Annotated in this window: 20 protein-coding genes; 12 read left to right on the forward strand and 8 right to left on the reverse strand. The window is 55.7% G+C overall.

What is annotated here, in order from left to right:
• Positions 1-11: 11 nt before the first annotated feature.
• Entirely contained in the window at positions 12-287 is a 276-nt protein-coding gene (locus tag BW974_RS23440) for a winged helix-turn-helix domain-containing protein (RefSeq protein ID WP_076433507.1), read from the reverse strand.
• 133 nt (positions 288-420) lie between these two features.
• Positions 421-729: a HalOD1 output domain-containing protein gene (locus BW974_RS27405; protein WP_368275079.1), complete on the reverse strand. Its 309-nt coding sequence runs from the start codon at positions 727-729 to the stop codon at positions 421-423.
• Positions 730-936: 207 nt separating this feature from the next.
• On the opposite strand from BW974_RS27405, the gene BW974_RS23450 reads away from it, so the two are divergent.
• From BW974_RS23450 to BW974_RS23465, 4 genes are all read left to right on the forward strand, one after another.
• Positions 937-1,266 (forward strand): AbrB/MazE/SpoVT family DNA-binding domain-containing protein, encoded by a 330-nt coding sequence (locus BW974_RS23450; protein ID WP_069451581.1) that lies wholly within the window; start codon positions 937-939, stop codon positions 1,264-1,266.
• The gene (locus tag BW974_RS23455; protein WP_076433511.1) at positions 1,263-1,712 is read left to right on the forward strand and encodes a type II toxin-antitoxin system VapC family toxin; all 450 of its coding nucleotides are present in this window, start codon (positions 1,263-1,265) and stop codon (positions 1,710-1,712) included. The genes BW974_RS23450 and BW974_RS23455 overlap by 4 nt, the downstream gene beginning before the upstream one ends.
• A gap of 57 nt (positions 1,713-1,769) precedes the next feature.
• Positions 1,770-2,480: a phosphoglycerol geranylgeranyltransferase gene (locus BW974_RS23460; protein WP_076433513.1), complete on the forward strand. Its 711-nt coding sequence runs from the start codon at positions 1,770-1,772 to the stop codon at positions 2,478-2,480.
• A 559-nt stretch (positions 2,481-3,039) separates the two neighbouring features.
• Positions 3,040-4,164, forward strand: a complete 1,125-nt coding sequence (locus BW974_RS23465) for a hypothetical protein (protein ID WP_139329015.1) — start codon at positions 3,040-3,042, stop codon at positions 4,162-4,164.
• A gap of 10 nt (positions 4,165-4,174) precedes the next feature.
• On the opposite strand, the gene BW974_RS23470 is transcribed toward BW974_RS23465, so the two are convergent.
• The gene (locus BW974_RS23470) at positions 4,175-4,462 is read right to left on the reverse strand and encodes a hypothetical protein (RefSeq protein WP_076433515.1); all 288 of its coding nucleotides are present in this window, start codon (positions 4,460-4,462) and stop codon (positions 4,175-4,177) included.
• 4 nt (positions 4,463-4,466) lie between these two features.
• Entirely contained in the window at positions 4,467-4,712 is a 246-nt protein-coding gene (locus BW974_RS23475; protein ID WP_217694406.1) for a helix-turn-helix transcriptional regulator, read from the reverse strand.
• A gap of 124 nt (positions 4,713-4,836) precedes the next feature.
• On the opposite strand from BW974_RS23475, the gene BW974_RS23480 reads away from it, so the two are divergent.
• The 5 genes from BW974_RS23480 (at position 4,837) to BW974_RS23500 (ending at position 13,912) form a co-directional block, all read left to right on the forward strand.
• Complete coding sequence (locus tag BW974_RS23480) at positions 4,837-5,328, forward strand: hypothetical protein (RefSeq protein WP_076433519.1); 492 nt, start codon at positions 4,837-4,839, stop codon at positions 5,326-5,328.
• Positions 5,329-5,355: 27 nt separating this feature from the next.
• The gene (locus BW974_RS23485; protein WP_076433521.1) at positions 5,356-6,708 is read left to right on the forward strand and encodes a TrbL/VirB6 family protein; all 1,353 of its coding nucleotides are present in this window, start codon (positions 5,356-5,358) and stop codon (positions 6,706-6,708) included.
• 57 nt (positions 6,709-6,765) lie between these two features.
• Positions 6,766-9,984, forward strand: a complete 3,219-nt coding sequence (locus tag BW974_RS23490) for a VirB4 family type IV secretion system protein (protein ID WP_076433523.1) — start codon at positions 6,766-6,768, stop codon at positions 9,982-9,984.
• A complete protein-coding gene (locus BW974_RS23495; protein ID WP_076433525.1) occupies positions 9,984-11,036 on the forward strand; it encodes a DUF8128 domain-containing protein in 1,053 nt (350 codons plus the stop codon). Before BW974_RS23490 ends, BW974_RS23495 begins: the two co-directional genes overlap by 1 nt.
• 83 nt (positions 11,037-11,119) lie before the next feature.
• The gene (locus tag BW974_RS23500; protein WP_076433527.1) at positions 11,120-13,912 is read left to right on the forward strand and encodes a type IV secretory system conjugative DNA transfer family protein; all 2,793 of its coding nucleotides are present in this window, start codon (positions 11,120-11,122) and stop codon (positions 13,910-13,912) included.
• Between the two features lie 433 nt (positions 13,913-14,345).
• On the opposite strand, the gene BW974_RS23505 is transcribed toward BW974_RS23500, so the two are convergent.
• The 3 genes from BW974_RS23505 to BW974_RS23515 form a co-directional block, all read right to left on the reverse strand.
• On the reverse strand, positions 14,346-14,711 hold the full coding sequence (locus BW974_RS23505; protein WP_076433529.1) for a hypothetical protein: 366 nt from the start codon (positions 14,709-14,711) through the stop codon (positions 14,346-14,348).
• Positions 14,712-14,903: 192 nt separating this feature from the next.
• Positions 14,904-15,380: a helix-turn-helix transcriptional regulator gene (locus tag BW974_RS23510; RefSeq protein ID WP_076433531.1), complete on the reverse strand. Its 477-nt coding sequence runs from the start codon at positions 15,378-15,380 to the stop codon at positions 14,904-14,906.
• A gap of 567 nt (positions 15,381-15,947) precedes the next feature.
• Positions 15,948-16,211, reverse strand: a complete 264-nt coding sequence (locus BW974_RS23515; RefSeq protein WP_076433533.1) for a hypothetical protein — start codon at positions 16,209-16,211, stop codon at positions 15,948-15,950.
• Between the two features lie 58 nt (positions 16,212-16,269).
• Between BW974_RS23515 and BW974_RS23520 the strand changes: the two genes are divergently transcribed.
• The 3 genes from BW974_RS23520 (at position 16,270) to BW974_RS23530 (ending at position 18,859) form a co-directional block, all read left to right on the forward strand.
• Entirely contained in the window at positions 16,270-16,482 is a 213-nt protein-coding gene (locus tag BW974_RS23520) for a hypothetical protein (protein WP_076433535.1), read from the forward strand.
• A gap of 991 nt (positions 16,483-17,473) precedes the next feature.
• Entirely contained in the window at positions 17,474-18,166 is a 693-nt protein-coding gene (locus BW974_RS26870; protein ID WP_245800281.1) for a thermonuclease family protein, read from the forward strand.
• A 354-nt stretch (positions 18,167-18,520) separates the two neighbouring features.
• Positions 18,521-18,859 carry a DUF7344 domain-containing protein gene (locus tag BW974_RS23530; protein WP_076433537.1) on the forward strand — a complete coding sequence of 113 codons (339 nt, stop codon included), beginning with the start codon at positions 18,521-18,523 and terminating at the stop codon, positions 18,857-18,859.
• A 133-nt stretch (positions 18,860-18,992) separates the two neighbouring features.
• Here BW974_RS23530 and BW974_RS23535 read toward each other — a convergent pair whose 3' ends face one another.
• Entirely contained in the window at positions 18,993-19,484 is a 492-nt protein-coding gene (locus tag BW974_RS23535) for an Lrp/AsnC family transcriptional regulator (protein WP_076433538.1), read from the reverse strand.
• Between the last annotated feature and the right edge of the window lie 74 nt (positions 19,485-19,558).

Consider the following 19,558-nt stretch of genomic DNA (forward strand, 5'->3'; position numbering starts at 1 on the left):
TCAACCATAGTTTAACCCATCTGCTCACTAATTTGCTCAATCGTCTCCCAGTGTTGCGTTGCTTGATCACTGATGAGATAGATCGCGCCATACCCATCCCCACCACGGTTCAAGATATTGTTCTCCAGAAGTACATCCAGATGATGACGCACCGTCTTATAGTCAAGATCTAAGTCCTCAGCGAGTTGATTTGCATTACGAGGTTGTTCGCGGAGGGCGCGGACGATGCGGACGCGATTGGGTCCCCCGCGAGTCCCGGTAAACACGTACCACAGGACGGCCTCCATTACTGGAGACAAACAAACAGGGATGGTAAAACTATCGAACAGATTTATGAATTATATGCTTGTCTGTTCGGAGAGAAACAGACTCACAAGGATTTCTCCGTGTTTCTCACGTTGACATTCTTGTCGACGATAGTCACTGATTAGACACTGTGATTGTTCGGTCAGGGGCGATTGTCACATGCTGGCCGGCATATTCGAAGCTCACTGTTGGCGAACCGTGCTGATATAGACTCTCAAGGGCGTCGGGATCGATGGCTTCATAGAGTGGTGTCGTGGGTTTCGTGCCACTGGTCTCGGTCACGGCCGCGACGACTGCCTCGGTGATCGATTGAGTGGGTGGTGACGTTTGGAGAGACGGCTCTGCGTGTGACTGTGGGGTACTGGGCATGTCCTCTGCGGATGGACGGTGAGAAAATAGTCTTTGGGGGGTGTATGCTAGCATTGAGGAAGGGTTGCTTCAGGCCTGATGTTAGCGGCACACTCTGTCGGTCACATCAGGAGTTCTCGACTGCAATCCGTCACTCGAGATCAGGTGTGTCCGCACCCACTTAGTGCAACATGAGGCAGTGGACGGTTCTTGGGGGCTCAATCCCCTCTCACCGCATGTTTTAATATTCCGGAAGTCATACTATCTACCCAGTAAAGAACTATGAGCAGTAAGAGTGAAAATGGCGACCACGTCGTCCGTATCAGCCGCAAAGGCCAGGCGACGATCCCCAAGTCGCTCCGGGAGAAGTACGGCATCGAAATCCCAGGCCGTGTGCGCTTCCGCGAAGAAGACGGCGAACTCGTCGTCGAGCCAGTCCCGAAACCAAGTGAACGCTTCGGGTCACTGGGGGAAGACTACGAGCGTGGCGAGGTCATTACGCACCATCGAGAGGAGCAGGCAGCTGAGCGCCAGGCAGAGGACACCGCTGACCAGCGTGACTACCAGCGCTACGTCGCTACCGACGACACAGACGAGACCACCGACGAATGAGCTATCGCTACGTTCTTGATACGGAACCTCTCCTTGCGTACTACTACGGTGAACCCGGCGGGGAGACTGTCCGCGACCTCCTGACGGATGTCTACATGGGTGAAGAGGCCGTAGCGGTCAGTGAAATCACGGCGACCGAACTGATGTACAAAATCGCCCGCTTTGAAACTGGCTCCCCATCGGGAACGCCAACAGAAGAGACACTGGCGACCGGCCGACAGGCCGTGCGTGACTTGGTGGACGGCGGTGTCACACTGTGTGCTCCCTCCGAGTCGTGGCCACTGGCAGCTGAAGTGAAAGGAGCGGGAGGGATCGCGCTCGGCGATGCATATGCTGTGGCGCTTGCGGTTGCCGAAGATGCAACGCTTCTGGTCGGTGCTGACGATGATTTCACAGATCTCGTGGTAGATGTATCGGTTGAACGGATTCGGACAGACCCAGCGTGACACGTGGGAGACGAACAGACGGAAAGCGGTTTGCGTATCTCCGTACTACGATGAGGTATGGCGGCTGCGTGGGCACAGTGGGAGCACGTCACAAAGATTGACCCAGACAAACCACTCCATGATGAGGATTCCTACGTAGACATTGCGGACACAGGTACGGATGCAATCATCATCGGTGGCACCACGAACGTCACCGAAGCCCGTGTGCAACCGATTCTGAACGCACTTTCTTCTACCGAGATTCCCATATTCGTCGAGCCGACCTACCGCCCATCGTCGTCTCACACCGAGGCACTCTCAGGTTATTTGCTGCCGATTGTTCTGAATGCTGATGACCCCTTGTGGATCACAGGAGCACACCACGAATGGGTCCGCTCTTCAGATCTTGAGTGGGACTACGTCCATCCGGAAGCCTATATTGTCCTCAATCCAGCGTCATCAGTTGCGACGTACACGCAGGCGGACTGTGACCTCGATGTCGACGACGTCGTTGCCTATACTACACTTGCCGAACAAATCCTCGGTCAGCAGATCGTCTATCTCGAGTATTCCGGCACCCTTGGTGATCCAGCGGTTGTCGCTGCGGTACGAGATGCACTCTCGTCAGCACAACCCTTCTACGGAGGCGGGATTCACGACTACGACTCAGCTTATGAGATGGCGAAAGTGGCTGACACGGTCGTTGTCGGTGATGTGCTCCACGACGCTGGTATCGAAGCGGTTGAGGCAACCGTTCGTGGAACCACGGATGCGAAGCACGAGTCATAATCGTGCTCTCTACGATCAAAGAGGCAATTAGGAAGATTGAGAGCGTGCGCCTGGAATCGGTCGCTCATCGGTTAGCATCTTATACTAACCACACATTCCACCGGTTTTCTCTTTGGGCTTTGCAGCTACTCGTGTCGAGTGACCGGCGTCTCATTTTTAACTTCTGTATTGGTTTTCTATATTGTCCATAAATACTATCTGGTTATCTCTAGTATTGTATTCTAGATATGAACCGCACTCAAGACGATTTAGAGCAACACAACGGATTGCTGATTCGTATAAACTCCCAGTACTGGGCGCTCACGAGGTGACTCCGATGCATGACCGCGAAAGCAGTACGCAAGACTCCAATGACGTCTCGGCACACAGACGCACGTTTCTCACAACTGGTGCAAGTGCTGGAGTGACGGCACTCGTTGGATGTCTTTTCCCGGCTAGCACGAGTGGTGGGAATGTCCCACCAGCAGGACCCACCAACGACAGCACGAACGCGACGAGCGGTAACTTTCGAGCGATTGATCCTAAACAGTGGCGTGGAGAGTTCCAGAACGTCGTGAATATGGCGAAGGCAGGCGCCGACCCAACCGGTGAGCAAGACGTTTCTCCCGTGATTCAGCGCGAAATCGGGAGTGACACACTGCTCTACTTCCCGCCCGGTCGCTACAAGATGAATAGTCAGGTTCGACGTGTCGGACTTCGAAATATCGGAATCATCGGTCAGAATGCGACGCTCGCTCACGGCCGCGTCGACGCGATCCACGGCTTCGACGTGACAGCAGGCGAGTTCCACGGTCCTGCCCAACACTTCAAGATCGGGATTCCTGACGATCCGCATCGAGGAAAGTTCGTGTTCGGCGGGTTCACGCTCGATTGGCGTGGCAAGAACCAAGGGATGCAGGTACTGAATCACCACACTGCAGGAACATCCGAAATTCGGTCTCTTCGCCAAGTCGGAATGCATTCGCTCGGGTGCCAAGGTCCACTTCGGGTAAATCCGGCCACAGAAGCAGCGCGAGCTCGCGTGCACAACGTCGATTTTCGGTTTGGTGGCCTCACTTACCAGAAGACGATCAACACTCGCAACACCTACGATGGTGGCCCGTACGCTGGTCGATCATGGGCAACGTCGGGGATTACAATGCACCCGACGACACAGGGTTATCTCCGTGTCGAGAACTCGCTATTCGGTGGGTGGCCAGACAACGGTATCTACGTCAAGGGTGGCCATCCTGGAGAAGGCGACGGGACGGTCGACGTGGTGAATTGTGTGGCGGCGAACAGCCAAGCATCGAATATCCGCATTGGTGGTGATGGCTCACGGATTCACAATTGTGTGGTCGTGACTGATCGCTCGTTTGGTGACGAGTTCTATTCCGAGCAGCGCCCGATCCGCCTTGATGATGGGACGTGCAAAGTCTCGAATACGAAAATCGTCCAGACAAAGCCGACGGGATGGTCACTCACGATACAGCACGCTGTCGAGAAAGCTGTAGTGAAAAATGTGGAGGTGACGATCAAGGAGACGCCGATGACAGCGCTCGTCGTCGACGATGGTGTCGGTCAGGCAACCGTGCAAGACTTTGTGATCAACACGCCTGGGTGGAAGGCGACAAAAGCGCAAGTCATTCGGAATGGTGGAGCAACACTCACAAACGTGTTTCTCGATGGCGAACAAGTCGTGTGAGAGTTGATTTTTAGATCCGGGTGAACTCGTCGCCATTCACTGGGAAGATACTGCGACCGTAGAGTTTGATGAAATACGCGGCAAGAAACCACGAGAGAATCACTAACCAGCCAGCGTTCGCGCCCTCTAAGCCGAGAACGTAGAGTGCGATCACGCCCGTCGTTCCGAGGACAACAATTTGGATGATGCTGCCGACGAGAATGATTTTCCCGAGGCCGATGAGTATCGCGAAATGGCGTCGGAGGGTATCTCGTGCGGTTTCATTTGATGCTTCGATCGAGAGTGGTGGGATTCGCATAGCTTTATCCCCCGTTTTCCTCGTCAGCAAGCGGATCGCCGACTAACTCGTACAAGGCCGTTTTTCTATGAATATTCTCGAGATACCCGGCAGCAGTGAGTATTCCGAGCCGACTGTGAACATATTGACGCGAGCGGCCGGTCTCGTCGACGATGTACGATTGCGTTGCCCGTCCACCCCGGAGTATTTCGAGAATTTCTTTGTCGACGTTGGTGAGGGAGATCATCGGACTAGAATTCTGTAGGGGCATGTAGTACAGCCCTAGGGTGTGACATAAATAGATTACGGACACACTGACTGTATCCGGTAGTATACGGCATCTCAGTGTGTGCGTAAGGTATTTATCTAGCCCTCTAGTTGTGAAAGTGAGTACAATGGATGAACAACAGCCGAAATCGGCCCAGAGACGCATCTCTGACCGATTTCACCGATTAGCAGATGATTCGACCGAGAAATATCACGCATTGAAGCGCTTGATGGTCGAGACGTGTGGAATAGTCCCCACTCGATTCATTCGTGGCACTGTCGGTATCGTCGCTACAACCGCGGCGTTTTCAGTGCCAGTCGCAGCACAAGCCACTCAGGAGGCGAGCGACGTAATGTGTTCGTCCGGGCTTGGTCCCGTCGTTACGCTCGCCTTTGGGATGATCACGATCGGGATGTTTCTGCTCGCCGCCTTTCGCGGTGCAATGGCCTGGCTGAAGATGGGAAGTGCCCGTTCAGACAAGAAGAAAGAGGGTCGTGATGCCGCCCGTGGGGCAGTGATCACGTTTTGTGGTGCGTGGTTCTTCCCACTGTTCGCTGTCGTCCTCGACAAGGCTGGTGTGAGCACGCTCTCGTGCGTGAATTTTGCGAATATAATGTGAGTGCTTTCAGCCACTCCTCTTCCGACTATGATACAGAACAGACGTAGTAGCTGGCTGCTGGCGCTCCTTCTCGTCGTGCTAGTCGCGTCGCTTGCTGCTCCAGTTGCAGCACAATCAGCCAGTGTGAACAACTCGACAACGTCTCAGAATCACTGGATCGGTAATCCCGGCAGCGACCAGACGACGGCACCATCGAATAATTCGACGAGTGGCGCAAACGGTGGCAACAGCGACGGTCTCCTTGGTGGACTTGGCGGTGGACTCGTCCCGTCGATTAACCCAGTCGACATGGCGAAGGGACAACTCAAAGCGATTGCCGGAATCTTCCTCGATGTCGGAAAGGGCATCGCGAATACGGTTCGTGATAGTGTCGCTGCAGTACCTGCTCCCGGGCAACCGGACAAGCCAAGTACGTGGGTCAACCCTCACAACGGCCTGTGGCCCGGCGTCTACAAGGCCTCGGCGTGGACAGCCGGTCTCGCGAGCGTTGCGTTGATGGCAGCCTTCGGGATGTCGTTCTATCGGTCGGATCCGTACGAAAAGCGCCAGGCGTGGAAGCGCGTCGGAATCGCACTCGTTATGATCGCGACGACGTGGATTATCCCGCCACTTCTGCTTCACCTGGCGAACGAGACTGCGATCTCAGTTGCACCCGATGGTGCTGAGTTTATTCAGACGAACTCGAAGCTCGCGAAACTCGGTGTGGGAATCGGCCTCGGTGCCCTTCTTGGTATTCTCCAATCGGGGACGATTGCCGTTGGGGTTCTCATCCTTGGCCTCGAGCGGGCCCTCATCTATGTGTGCGTGTTTCTGTGGCCGCTTTCCTGGGCCTGCCGTGCGTATTCGGGCTTTCTCAAGAGCATCGGTGACACCTTCGTCTATCTCTTTGGCGTCGTGATCATCACGAAGCTCTTTCAAGCACTCGTCCTTCGACTGCTCGCCGATTTGCCCTGGACATCAGGCGCACTTGGCGTGTTGGAAACGTTCACTCTCGTCGTTGGTGGGCTTGTCTTCGCGTTGCTCGTTCTCCCGAAGGAGATGCTAGCCCACGCGAATGATGCTGCCTCGATCGCCCTCGGGACGTCTGCATCGAATCAGCGGAAAGCAGGGAAATACGTCGACAAAGCCGGCGAGCGCGTCGGCCACGAAGTTCACGAGAAAGTTCAGGACTATCGCAGCGACGATTCGAGCTGGGGGCAGTCGGCCAATTCGACGTTCAGCACCGGCACATCGGCAAAGGAGGACACCGTGAACTACCGATCGGTGAACAACGCGCTGAACGCAGACGGCGGTATCGATGCTCAAAATGTACGCGAGGAGCAGGAACGCGCTGACTATGAGCTGAACCAGGGCCGTGAGATACTCCAGCGGTACGACTAACCCCCGTTTCGGTTCACGCCGACGTCCCGATGCAAGGCCGGGGAACGGGCTTTACCCATGACAGACAACGCAGACGCGCCGAAAGATCCGAGTCAACTCGTCCCGCCATACGTCGATTCTGGACTCGATTATCACGGGTTCAAAGTGAACGACCTGCTCTATGGGGTTCCGGGGGCTGGGGTGGTCGGAGCGAGTGGCCTCGCCGCCTTGTTCGGTGCCCCACTCGGCCCCTCCGTGATGGGTGCTGGTGTCGGTCTGTTCGGTGGGCTCGGTGCCGTTGGCCTAGCCGTTTCATCAGGTGAGTACTCAACGGGACTTGATCGCATCAAAACCCCGCTCGCCTACGCGAAATCTAAACGTGGGTTTCCAAAGTCAGGCGATGAAGCCGCGACTGTCCACGGCGTGAAACGGATCCATGCCGACGGTACCGCCGAGATGGATGACAGACGACTCGTCGCGCTGGCGCGGATTTCTGGTCGGAATACGACGATGCAAGAGACGAGTGACGCCCGGGAGATGATTGGCCGTATTCGTGGCGAACTTGACCAACACGTGAGTGACTTTAACTTCCGCCTGTTCAGCACGGCGCTGGAGATCAACCCCCACGATGTCACCGAGAAGTATCGGGCGAAACTCTACTCGTCGGAGTACGCCGGCGAGGAGTGGAAGCTAGCGCGCGAACTGCTTCGGAGCGTTATTCAGTGGACGGAGAACACCGATTTTCCGCGGTTCGACGCTCGCGAGTGGCAACATTATCTCGTCGTTGAGGTTCACCCGGACGAAGTGGCGGTGCAGGACACGACCGACGAAAGCGAAATTCGTTCGCTACTATTCGGAGGCGATGATGAGCAGTGGGACGCCAAACGCCGACGAATGCAACGGGAAGTGAAGAATCGGCTTTCGCGGCTCTCCAGGTCGTTCGGAAGTACTGATGGCTGTGAGACCACTCGCGTCGGCCCGGCCGAACACGCGCTCCTCTTGGGTAGGTACTGGAGTGGCACTGAGCACTCCTTCGACGCCGACAGTGTGACGAAAGATATCGATGCAGCGGTGTGGCCACATAGCGCCGAGGACGGTGACAGTCCACGTCCCGAAGCGGTGGATGCGACCGATACGCCATCGACGGGAGTAGCAAACGTCGCGACGGTCGAGGCGACGACTGACGGCGGTACTGTCTCGCAACCAGTCGCAACGAGCACGCATGCTGACGAGAATGATGACGAAGATACATCGTTCCTCGCACGAGTCCGTGAAGGCCTCCTCGCACCACTCGCCAGCGACGAAGACGAGACAAACGGACTGGCTCATGATCGGATTCAAGAACTCCTAGCCCCGCAAACTTTCGACGCTCGCGATGACTACGTTCGGACCGGCCAGCAGTACTGTCGGACCTACTGGATCGCTGATTGGCCGGTCGAGCCCCGTGAGAAGTTCCTGGAGGAGATCTACACCATGCGGGGCGTGGATGTCGATGTCTGCTTAGACGTCCGGGCACGGAACAAACGGGCGACCGAACTCGAATTGAAAGACACCATCGGGGAAATCGACGCGAACATCGACGAGCGCAAAGACGTGAGCGACGTTTCGGCGATTCTCGTCGAGGACGACCTCGATCCGTACGTGAAGATGTACAAACTTCTCCATCACACCCAAGCCCAACCGTGGGATTTGAGCGGCTACGTGACGGTTCGAGCTGGCACCCGACAGGCGTTGGATGAAGCCGAGGAGCGTATCGAGGAGGGGCTAGCGAGTGAAGACGAGTTGACGTTGGATATCGCGAAGCACCGAGCACTCAAAAGCGCCTGCGAGAAAGTGAGAGGAACGCTTGAGAGCGCACCTGCTCATCTAACGGTACTGGCACCCGAACAACGGCAGGCTGAACTCTTCGAATCATGCTCGCCAAATGGTCGGGACAAATTTGCCGATGTCTCTACACGCAAACGCTATTCACTCACGCTCTCCGGGACGATCGCCGCAGCTTTCCCGCCGGTGTCCGCGTACATCGGCCAAGAGGATGGTGTCGAGCAGGGCCGGAACGTCCAGAACGGCAGTGAAATCATCAAAAATCAGTTCTCGGTTGCGCCGGGTCACCGCCTAACGATCGGAAGTTCCGGTAGCGGGAAATCCTACCACGTCGGTAAGCAAGCCACACGGTGGTATCTGGCTGGTGAAGATCGCACGCTTATCCTGTGCGATACGATGGGTGAGTTCGGTGGACTCGTCGAACTCATGAACGGCCAGCATATCACGGTCGATGGCTCGCAGACAATCAACCCGCTTCACATCGAGGAGACGCCGGAGGATGTGCTTCGAGCGTCGGGGAACCTGGATCCGTACGATATGAAATTCACTGAAGCACGCAACTTCATTCTCGACATGATCGGGGACGCCAATGGCGACTTTGCCCCGCTCGTTTCCGATGCGTTGAACGCCACTTACGAACAGGCGGGAATTCTGAAGGAGGATGTCTCGACACACAAACCGGAGAACAGTCCGACGATGGCCAACTTCCGGGCTATCGTCAACGACATGGGCGAGAATCCAGGCGACTACGTTGATTCCGAGTTGGAAAAAGCACAGATCAAAGAGAACGCTGGCCCGCTTCTCCGGCGACTCAGTGGCTTCAAAGAAGGCGGGGAACACGACGCGCTCGTCGGGGAATCGGAAGCGCAAATTCGCCCGAGTCAAGTATCGTATCTCGACTTGCAGCAGATTCAGGGGCTTGGTGCGGCGGCGGACAAAGCGACAATGCTCCAGTTGATGCTCGGGCAGGTCTATCAGGCGGTGAAACGGGCACCCGGCGAGACGCTGTTCGTCGTGGACGAGGCACACTATCTTTTTCAATCGAAGGAAATTCTCGCTTGGCTCCAACAGTCAGCCCGCCACTGGCGACACTTCAACGCCGGACTCTGGTTCCTCTCACACCGACCAGGGGATTTCGCGAGCGCTGACGACACGGATATGCAGGAATACAAACGCGCTATCCTCGGGCAGATACCGACGACAGAGTTCTTCTACACGGACAAGCTGGAAGAACAAGACGCAAACGAACGCTTCGGGATGAACGACGAGCAACTGCAGTTCATCACCCAGCACGCCAAACGTGGCGAGCAGGGACTCGGCTACACGGACTACCTCGTCGATTATGCGGACGTCCAAGGGTGGATGCACGCCCAAGTTCGGGCGTCACCGTTCGAGGATACTGTTTATAGCTACAAAGCCAGCGAGCACGGTCCCTTCGAGGAGTACATCGCCGACGAATGGGGTGAACTATAATGGGCCTGTTCGGCAGTGACGAGACGCGAGGGAGCTACACGGCAACGCAACTCGGAGAATCGCACACCCAAACCGTAGACGAAACGCCGGGTGTGTTGCTCGGGATTCGTCCCTACAAAGACAATCAGGGAATCGTCGATGGTGCAGCGATGCTTCAGTCGCTCCACGACGTTCGAACGAAGGGACTCCGGGATAAGAACATCAGCCAGCACCACACGTTCGAGTTGTGGTTCGACGAGGAGAAGCTGAAGTTCTACATGCACGCTGCCGACGAGAGTGCCGCAAACAAGTTCCGCCGACGCGTCGCGAACAGCTACTCGAACACGCAGGTGTTCCGAGTGGAGGGCGGCGACGCATTCCCGAAAATTCATCCTGAGGACTACGTGGCGGGTGCGGAACTTGACTTGAACCGCCATTACTACTATCCGATTCGCAACCACCAGGGCGACGGCTTCGAACGCGACCCCTACGGCGAAGTGACGAGCGAAATGCTCTCGACACCGGAGACACGCGTTGTTGTGCAAGTCGTCTTTCGTCCCGCAAAAAACGATTGGACGGAAAGCGACGGTGGGTTCTTCTCTCGGGGTGAGAGTGTGGACGACGTTGCCGAAGGGCTTCGGTCGGATCGCGTTGTTGGGTGGATCAACCCCCGCACTCGTGATGCGAGTAAGAAGGATCGAGAAGCGGCGGATGTTGTCGAAATGCAGCGAGGACAGTACGGCTTTCACACCAACATGCGGATTCTCGCCGCTTCATCGGACAAGTACGAAGCCGAATCACGGGCACGCGGTGTCGCCGGGATGTTCACTCGCTACTACAACACCATGACTGAGCAGGGGTTTACCGACGAGCCTGTTCCTGCTAGCGAGCGTGGTGCGTTCATCGAAAAACTTCACGCCCGGGAATGGGAGGACCGTGAGATGATTCTCTCGGTAAGCGAACTCGCTGGTGCCGCACATATCCCGAACAAGGAGATTGAGACGCCGAAAATCGACTGGCGCTACTCCCAACGTGGCGGCGAGGTCCCGGCTGATAGCCAGCGCAGTGAGTAACAGCCACGGCGCTCCCGTGTTTCCCGGATGGTTCACGCCGTCACGTCGGTGCAAGCCCGACACCGGGGCTTTGGTGACATACGATGTTCAACAACTTATTCGGCGGCGATGACACCCCTGACACCGAGTCAGTAGACACCGATCGCGACGACCAGGATGCCGACGAGATCCCCGATAAGCTTCGGGCACCAACTGGCGAACCGTATCAGATAACGCCGACTGGAAACGATCGAATCGGCGGTGCCGAGGTGCTTACGCACACCGAAGAACACGGTGTCGTGGCTGGTCCGAAGGTTCGCCGCCTCCTCGAAGGGTCACGTAACCGTCCAGAGGGGCCGCTGTGGACGGGCTACAACGACAGTGCTCAGGAGGGATTTCGCGAAGTACCGATTGAGTTCGGATCGCTCTTTCAGCATAATTGGGTGTGTGGAACGACCGGTGCGGGGAAGACGACAGAACTGCTGAACTGGATGGTACAGTTAGCGTACGCTGGCCACGGGTTCGTCTACTTTGACCCGAAGGCACGCGACTCGAAAGAACTCCTCCAACTGCTCCCGGAAGATCGGCTTGACGACGTGATTTGGATCGAACCCGGTGACGAGGACTTTGATCGGGACGTCGGAATCAACTTCCTCGAAATACCCGAGACAGATAGCCAGGTCGAACAAGAGCGCGAAATTGAGGATCGACTTGAGAACCTGAAAGCGATTCTCGATAACGACGACTACTGGGGACCGCGCATGCGGGCGATTACCGAGAGTATGGGCCGTGCGATGATGAAATCGGACAAAGACTACTCGGTGATCGATTTCTACTTTGTGCTGTTGAATCAGGAACGTCGCGAACAATTCGCCGAGGAAGTTGAAGATCCGTATATCAAGGAGTTCGTGAACGAGATTGCCGAGATGGACGACGATGCCGTTCGTCCCCTCCTGTCACGAGTGAAAAACTGGGTCGAGAACGGAGTAATTCGTCGAATCATCGCTCAGCGTGAGAGCTCGATCGACTTCCAGAAGATCATCGATGAGAACAAAATCGTAATTGTCCGAACGCCGGTGTCGAACCAGGACGTCAAACAGATGATTACGCTCGGGGTGATGCGTCCGATCTGGAGTGCTGTGCAGAATCGGTCGTTCGAGAACGGGAGGAACGAGCCGTTCTTTGCGATTTTCGACGAGTTCGACGCCATCGCGAGTCAGAACTTAGATGTGAAAAATATGCTCGCTCGGGCCCGCTCGATGCGCCTGTCCGTGACCATCGCCTGCCAATACCCCGAACAACTCAAAGAAGCGGGCGTGCTGAGCGCCGTCAAAGCGAACTGTAACAACCCGGTAATCTTTCGCCTGCCAAACGACGAAGACGCTCGTCCCGTCGCGAAGCTGTTCAAGGGATACACTGAGGAGGATTTGATGGAGACCGAGAACTTCCAGGTGTGGACGCGGATTCCCATCAAAGGCGGGATGCAATACTCTGACCCGCTCAAGATTCACACGTTCGCGCCATATCCACCACTTCGGTCTGAAGAGGACGGCGAGGACGTGATACACCGGAGTCTGGAGCAGTATGGAAGTCCACCGATTACCGACGCAGAAATTCAGCGCGAATTGCCGTATGGCGAGTTGAACGAGGGAACGACTGCGGACGATCCGGCAGACCTCCCGGTCGGGACAGATGAGCACTTGCGGAATCAGACATTGAAGGCCGTCTACGACGAGAGCATCCGCCAGAGCGAACCGGGCGGGTGGGTACAAATAGCGGCGTGTGTCGAGCGGCTGAATCGGTATCTGCCCGGCGACGACGTGACCGACGCCGGGAAAGCATGGCGCAAAGTCTTGCAGCGAGTACCCGATACGCACCTCGACCATCGGGAGGTCGAGGACGAGATGGAAGTCAAGCCGCTTGATACCGGGTTTTTGAATCTCGGTGACTCCGAGAACGACGGGAAGGCCGAGCATTGGGCTCCGATGGCTGATGCGTACGTGCCGATGACACAACTTGGGTTCATCTTCGAGATTCCCGAGCAGACGGGGGAGGCCATGCCCGACGGTCTTGCTCGAACGGACGATATGCTCGCAATCACGCCGGACGACGACCACGAGGAAATCGCCGAGAAAGTGACCAGCTACCGTCAGCAAAAGCAGCTTCCCTATCGTCTCGCCGGGACCAAAGACGCCTATATCGAGAGCGAACACACGACTGGGAGTACCCAACCCTCCCAGACAGTGAAGAATCTCGCCCAAGCCCACAACGCGGGCCATCGGTGCCTCTTCTTCGCCCGTGAAGACGTAGCCGAAGACGTGTATGATACGGTTGCTCACGAGCCGTTCTGTTGTCGGAGCAGTCACCCCGACGACACCGAACGACGGTTCTACACCGGGACACAGACGCTCACTATCGACGGCGAGACCATCACGCGGCCCGGTGGCCGGGAGAACGTCTGGGTGTACGACGAGCAGACCGGCGAGTACATCCTGCGCGACGGTGACGGCACCGTGCATGCCCGCTTTGAGACGGCTGCGGACATCTTCACCGACGCCAGTGCCTACCCAGAGGGTGGCGAGCGGAACGTCAAGCCGCCGGTGATTCCTGAGTACGAGATGGACGGCGATTTGAGTGAGGTCGAGTGGGACGTGATCGTCGTCCCGCCGGAAACACAGACGCCGATGGACATCCGACTGTACGAGGGTGGCGAGCAGACGCCGCTGACTGATTTGGTGGACGATGCCGGGGACAACCCTGAGAGTCGCGATGAGCAGGACGAGACGGCGACTGAAACGCAGACTGCCGATGTGACACGCGAGTCAGTGCAGAGCGCCGAGGAAATCGATACTGAAGAGTCGGTTGAAGAGGGGCTGACTGGACTGTTTAGCAAGTAAATGGTGTTGGCTCTGGTGAATCCCCAGAGTATGATCGGAATAGAGTGCTAACTACGTCCTCTGTATTCAGTACCCTATCATCCTTTGGGTTATGCTTGAGAAATTAAATAGAGCGTGTGCAACGTGTGTGTTGCTCAGTTAGGAGTTCCAGTTGGCTTGTTGAACAAAGCGATGAATGTATATCCGAGGTAGAAGCCAGTTCCATGAATAAGCGTCTGGGTCATGAGTTCTTCGGGTGTGTTGATTTCCAGAAGACGGAGAAACCACATATCACTAAGGGAGATGAGAAACGCGAGAGCGTACGTGAACACCGCCCTACGAATACTAAATAGAGGACTTGCCCGTACTTGTTCAAACACATTGTCGAATCTCCTGGCAAAGTGTATAGTCTTTCTCTGTGTCTATCGCTCAATCGAATGCGAGTCCGTGCAACTTAGGCCGGGCTCACGCTCTGGACGCGCGTCCCGATGTGATGGATCATACTGACTGTATAGGTCAATACACCAAGCGTTGCGAGCGCTGCCCCGACGAGAACCGCTGAGTCACCCAATCTGAGAATTCCACCCACACTTGCGCCAGCGAGGGTAAATCCGAGAGCTGCCACCCCCGCAGTGAGGGCTGGTGCCCGTGCTCCAATCTTCACAGCACCGAGAGCAGTCGCCCCGGCGATAGCCCCGAAAATGAGTGGCGCATCGAGGCCGAACGGAACGACACCCATTAGGACTGACCAGTACGCTCCAGCCGAGAGAACGAACAGTCCGAGCGGCATGAGTATCGCTCTGAGTTTCGATTTTTTCATGTATTTGTCGATGAGAGAGGAAGACAAATATCTTCGGTGGCTCTTCTTTATGTGGAGCGATACACGTACGCTCTATGTCGATCACTTCGATTCTCCACTAAACCGCGACTACCCAGTGACCGATTCGCACCCGCTATTCAGCACGATCTCCCCAAATTGACACTGATTGAGGGATTCAACAGAGCCACGGCGTTACTGAAGCAACTCCGCTGCTTTCTCGTTGTCTATGAGGTCGGCTTGCCGGGCAACTTTGACGAGCATTTTCTGGGTATCTTCGAGATCGCTGCGGAGCACGTCAATTTCATCCTGCTGTGCCTGTATCTGCTCATGGAGAGCATCGGTAGGTACACCGGGTGTGACTGCGCCGTCCAAATTCGTTTCTGTAAACGTCTGCCCCTTGTCAGTGAGCCGCCACACACGCGCTTTGGACCCACCATGGGAGACGTACTGACGCTCTGCGGTTTCCGTGAGGAGACCCCACCGCTCTAGGGTGTTGAGATGGTGGTTCATACTCCCACTGGGCACGCCGCTACGTTGGCGCAGAGTGGAGGTATCGAGTTCTCTTGTATCAGCTTCCTTGAATACCGTGAGGAGGTTCCGACGATGCTCTCCGAGTTGAGCGGCAATCTCGTCCGGTGCCGGTGTCCCGGTGTGAGTATCATTTGTCATAGGTTTCTATAGACGGTAATAACGGGTTCTGACGGCATTAATATTACGACTGAATATAGCCGTGGTTAGAAATTCCGACACAATAACCCTCCCAACACAACATCGCCGAGTGCTACAAGAAAACAGGATGCGACGAGAAAGTAAAAGACAGATGATAGTGGGAGGCTGTGATGAAAACCGAGCGTCTACACAGTGGGCATCCAACAAAGCGCCAGAGGCTGCACCCCCAATGTATCAAAAAACAGATGTAGGCTCCGACAACGCAAGTGGGCACCCCAAAGGGCGACACAGAGCCGAGCAGATTCTACGAGAAGCGACCGACAAAACATGCCGACACAAGGTACAGTCCACTAAGCAGTTCCACCACGGAAAAGCAGATCTACAGCACTGGGACAGTCCACCCGAGGTCACGCAAGGAAACCAGCGAGTGAGACAGTGGGACAGTCAGACCGTGCCGAACCCAGAGGGGATAAAGCAAAGAAGCGAAAGGGGACAGTCCAAAGGGAGCTCACACCACTCCAGTGGAATGAGACCCAATCTAGCTCTCCGTGTAGAGTGCGAGAACTCTCAGTTTTTACGCTGGTAGTAGAGTTCAACGAGTTGGAAGACCGCCCAGACCGTGATAAAGATGGAACTGATAAAGACGATGTTCATCCCGAGCAGTGAGAGTGGCTGTGCAATTCCGAGCAGGTCAAGTGTGAACCCGACGAGTGCGCCCACGGTACCAAAGATGATGGGGCCGACGATGATGAGCGCGAGCAGCGACGCACCGATGACTTCGAGAATGTTCCGGGTGTAGGGCTGCCTGAGCGACTGGACAACTGAACTCATAGAGAATAGTACAACTGCAGACATAATATAGATTTCTACACTATTCACAGTGCATCAAATGGGTGCACAAGAAGTGGGTTTCAACATCACCAACAGCGAGAATGAGGACCTCGACCGCTGGCCGGAACAACTCCGACAGATGTTGTGCGACCAGTGGGGTGCCAACGTGCGCGACACAACGCAACTCACGGTGAGAGACAAGCTGGGGTGCCAGCAGCACCACGCACTGTCCGTGTGCTGGTGTGAGCGCATCATCTGGGTACCAACTTAAGCGCACCAGTGGGGTGCCGTCTGTTGCGAGACACCGCAGTTTCATTGAAGTGACCCGCGACAGCGGGCCTTACTGCACGTGAGACTGTCCACGAGCAACAGACTGCCCTGTCCGCCGGCCACTTTCCCGACAGGGGGACTGTCTGCTTTGGCGACCAGCACGCCCTGGACTCCGACAGTGACCCACTGGAGGGACTGTCCACCCTGCCGAAACAGGTGGACGTCGACCTCGAGCAGCCACAGCCCGAGGGACTGTCTATCTAGTAGAACACTCCACGATTGCCAGTTACAGCAGGGACGACTGTCTCCCGGCAGACCCCACTGAGACTGTCAAAAGTGAGCTCCGTTGCTGAGGACTGTCACTGAGAGCGTGATGGCCACGAGAGGCGGTGAGCCGCCTGAAGGCGCCCAGATTACTCCGGAAATCTGGTGTCCTCTGTACGCAACGTGGACTGTCCACCGGCTCCAGAAACCTGACTGTCCCACCCGCGATAGCAGGAGCGGTCATTCGGCCGAATTGGGGCCATATTATCTCTCGACAATAGTAGGAACATTTATTTTTCCGGACCATCTACCATTGCTAATGATAAACCTCCAATACAGATCACCCCAAACTCCACTTGGACTGTTTGTTGGAGCGTGGGCTATCTGGTCGCTTTCTACAATTTGGACAAGCGGGATTAACTGGCAAAGTTGGGGTGCTGTTGCCTTCGTTGGCGGCGTCACAGCTGTCTGTCTAGGTTGTCTTGTTTGGGCAATTGGTACAGCGACCGGTGATTCTTCGGAGCGGCCAGCACCGTATCGGCGACTTATGCAACTCTTTGGCGCGCTTGGAATCCTGTTTCTCGGTGCTATTGCTCTTGCAGCTTTTCTCTAGGTTTAAAACGGCTGTTCAGGGGTCATATTACTCCACGAACGTGTAGCCAGACCTATCGTGTCGCACATTATTCTGCACCCCCAATATTGAACTAAACATAGAAACGACCACCAGTATGCATCGCTCCCTCCCCGCGTTCGGCCTGATCCTCTTTTTCGTCCTCGCAGGCTGTCTCGGCGGCTTCGGACTTGATGGCAGTAGCGACGACCCCACAACCACAACTACCAAACCACAGCCGCAGACAGAAGCCCCAGCAACGACTACAGTACCGGTAACGACCAGTACAATCCAACCAACCAGTACGACGAAGACAACGGCTTCCAGCACGACCACATCCACCGAGACACCCACCGAACGGACAACCACAACGTTCCTTCGGACCCAAACCACCGCACGAGTGGACGCACCCGAAGACAGTGATCGCTTCGAGGCGCGGGTGACCAAAATCGTCGATCCCACGACCATCACAATCGAACACGACGGGGAAACCCAGACCGTCGATCTGATCGGTGTGAAAGTACCCAAGAGCGGATTGATGCACAAACGAGCGCTCCAGACGACCAACGCACAACTTGCCCATAGCACCGTCACTGTCGTTACTGACCCAAAGGTAGAGAGTGACGGTGATGGCCACCTACAAGTGTACGTCTACACTGGCAATTGGCTGTATAACACCCAGTTGCTCCGATCCGGCTATGCACGGGTCGCAGATGGCGAGTTCAGCAAGCGAACGGAGTTTGAGCGAAAGCAACAAGAGGCCAAGCAAGGCGGCTACGGCCTGTGGAAGAATACGACGACAACAGCCTAACTCCTCTCATTCAACCCGAGATCCTGCATCGAATACCCACTACCGCCTGTTGCACTAAGCGGGAGTGGACATCCCATCACGTGCAGTCGCGTTGCAAACGACAGTGCGTCAAATGGGCGACCCACGAGACCAACCCATACTGTGAGTAACTGAGTGAATTCCCACCCCCTTTATCTGTCTCAGACCCTGAGGATAATGTACGGAATTGACAACTCAACGTTTGTACCCCGATACTGGAGGGGTCGCTTGAACCGGGTTCACCGGCACTGATGGGTTTTCCTCGTTTTCTTCGCGTGAGGTATCACGCGGAACGCTCACAGAGTTCAACCGTTCCGCAATACCGACCGATCACCCATGCCACGCTCCAATTCAGCGTCACTTGACGTTATGCTCGACGCGCTCAGCAACGTCCATCGCCGCCGTATCCTGCTCGCGGTCGCAGACCACAATCCCCGTGATGAAGATGAGTTTACCCAAGATGAGATTCCAACAGATACGATACCCGATGAGGACCTCGACTCGCTAAAAACGCAGTTGCATCACACGCATTTGCCCAAGTTAGCGGATACAGGCTATATCGAGTGGGACCCACTGACTGAAACGATTCGTCGCGGGCCAAATTTCGATGACGTTGCGCCACTCCTCAACCTAATGTCTGATCATGCAGACGAGTTACCTGACGACTGGCCGTAGCCCTCGAACGCCTCGAAATGAGGACAGAGAGACCGTTTTCCATTTTTCATCGCACCTACACGCGGTGAAGTGGGGGTGATAGTACGAAACGAGCCGAGTGTACGGTCACGCTCCGAGTGTTCTGCTCTCCAAACTAGCCCTCTTTCTGTTCGTCACCAAAACCGTCACTAAAATGGAAATGGTTGAATGGCTGGACATACCGTGAGCGCAAGATCTCGGAACTCTCGACCGTGATCCCTGACTCGTGCAGCGTGTCCGTGATACGTGTGATATCTTGGGTACTCGTGCCAACGACTTCCACATAGATATTCCGTTTACCGACAAGCATCTCACGAACATCGACGACACCCTGTATTTCGAGCAGATGCTCGACGTATTCGGTGCGTTCGGTTGCTGGCGCGGTACAGACGAACATCACACGGAGTGGAAGATTCGCTGCTTCATAGTCGATTTCGGGATGGTAGCCCTTGATGATGCCATCCTCTTCGAGCGCTTCGATGCGGTTGCGCACCGTACTCGCAGAGGTACCGACCGTTTCGGCGATCTCTTGGGTGGTTGTATTGCGTGCATCCCTTTGGAGGTGATAGAGGATGCCACGATCCACGTTGTCAAGTGGTCGGCTCATAGTTGAGAATAGATAGCTGAGCATAAAGAGTGTTGTGAGGATCTGAGAGACTTCAAAACAGCGTCTATGGTCAT

This window comes from Haladaptatus litoreus, assembly GCF_900156425.1.
Lineage (GTDB): Archaea > Halobacteriota > Halobacteria > Halobacteriales > Haladaptataceae > Haladaptatus > Haladaptatus litoreus.